This window comes from Achromobacter sp. D7-1, assembly GCF_059760445.1.
The window spans coordinates 1-1,804 of record NZ_JCBAMT010000167.1; the positions used below are offsets into that span (position 1 = coordinate 1).

At 65.6% G+C, this 1,804-nt stretch carries 2 protein-coding genes; one reads left to right on the forward strand and one right to left on the reverse strand.

Going from position 1 to position 1,804, the window contains the following annotated elements:
- Positions 1-42: 42 nt before the first annotated feature.
- Positions 43-498, reverse strand: a complete 456-nt coding sequence (locus AC6LKD_RS32590; RefSeq protein WP_498118542.1) for a GFA family protein — start codon at positions 496-498, stop codon at positions 43-45.
- A 264-nt stretch (positions 499-762) separates the two neighbouring features.
- On the opposite strand from AC6LKD_RS32590, the gene AC6LKD_RS32595 reads away from it, so the two are divergent.
- Complete coding sequence (locus AC6LKD_RS32595) at positions 763-1,644, forward strand: phosphoribosylaminoimidazolesuccinocarboxamide synthase (RefSeq protein ID WP_498118543.1); 882 nt, start codon at positions 763-765, stop codon at positions 1,642-1,644.
- The last annotated feature ends 160 nt before the right edge of the window (positions 1,645-1,804 follow it).

Here is a 1,804-nt window from a genome sequence, read left to right on the forward strand (position 1 = left end):
GGTCCGCCCAGGCGGACCGCTCTTTTTTTTCTGTGCCGCGGACTATGGCGCAGGCGAATTTCGGGGGAAGTGCGGCACGCTGCGGTCCACGTGATGCCAGGATGGGGCCGAGTCGGTCCAGAGGCTGGCGCGGGCGTGGAACGCCTCCGGATCGTCCAGCGAGCCGGCCCGCACGATGTCATAGCCCTTGCCCGCCGAATTGCCGAACAGCGGGGTGCCGCAGTCCGTACAGAAGCTGCGCATGACGGTATGGCCGGATTCGCCGCGGTAGCGGTGCTCCTTGGGACTGCCGCGCAACAGCGTGATGGAGCCAGTCGGGAAGATCAATGCATGGGCCGGGGCGCCGCCGCTGGAATACTGGCAGTCCCGGCAATGACAGGTCGCCGCCGTGATGGGTTCATCGGTGATGGCGTAGCGGACGGCGCCGCACTGGCAACCGCCTGTCAGGTGCACTTGCGCGTCGGCGTGGGCGCTGCGTTTGGGGGAAGCATCCTGCATACGACTCTGTCTCCGGGCTTGGGGTCAGCGCCGTGACGCCAGAGGCGGCCGGCGCGCATCATATAGGAGGCCAGAGCCTAACCCGGCCACCGGGCGGCGTCGAGGGGAGGCCCGGCAAAACCTGTCCATTTGCAGTAACCTATGCCCTTCGCAAGACCCGCGCGCGCCGCGCCGGCCTTGCCCGCGGTTCCCGGATTCCGTTCTACTTCCCGCCCTGGCGCCTGCCCGTGGCGGGAATCTTCATTATTGCCATAGGCCATTCCCGTGACTTCTGCTTTGCATCAATCCAGCATCAAGTCCTTGCCGCTGCTGGGCCGCGGTAAGGTGCGCGACATGTACGCGGTGGGCGACGACAAGTTGCTGATCGTCGCGTCGGATCGTATCTCCGCTTTCGACGTGATTCTTGACGACCCGATCCCCGGCAAGGGGCAGGTGCTGACCGAACTGACCGAGTTCTGGCTGCAGAAGCTGGCCCACATCCTGCCGAACCACTCCACCGGCATCAAGGCCGAAGACGTGGTGGCGCCGGATGAAGTCGACCAGGTGCGCGGCCGCGCCGTGGTGGTCAAGCGCTTGAAGCCCATCCTGGTGGAAGCGGTGGCCCGCGGCTACCTGATCGGCTCCGGCTGGAAGGACTACCAGGCCACCGGCTCCGTCTGCGGCATCAAGCTGCCCGCCGGCCTGCAGCAGGCCAGCCAGTTGCCTGAACCCATTTTCACGCCCGCCGCCAAGGCCGAATTCGGCATGCACGACGAGAACGTGGACTTCGCCCACGTGGTCAAGGAAGTGGGCCAGGAAATGGCCGAGCGCATCCGCGACGTGACTCTCAAGCTGTACGCCGAAGCCGCCAAGTTCGCGGCTACCAAGGGCATCATCATCGCCGACACCAAGTTCGAATTCGGCCTGGACGACGATGGCACGCTGTACCTGATGGACGAAGTGCTGACGCCCGATTCTTCGCGTTTCTGGCCGGCCGACGGCTACCGCGTGGGCATCAGCCCGCCCTCGTTCGACAAGCAATTCGTGCGCGACTGGCTGGAAACCCAGACCTGGGACAAGACCCCGCCCGCGCCGCGCCTGCCGCAGGACGTGCTGGAAAAGACCGCCGCTAAGTACCGCGAAGCCCTGGACCGCCTGGTCGCCTGAACGCTGCCGGCCAAGGAAAGTCCGCTCCTAGTGCGATCCGGATTTGGAAAATCCGGATCGCACTTCGGTTTTGTGAGGCAAGGTTCTTGAGTCGCCGGCGTCCGGACTGCGGGATTCCGATGCTCGCCCCGGTGGGGCTGCGCTTCGGATCCCTCCGCCC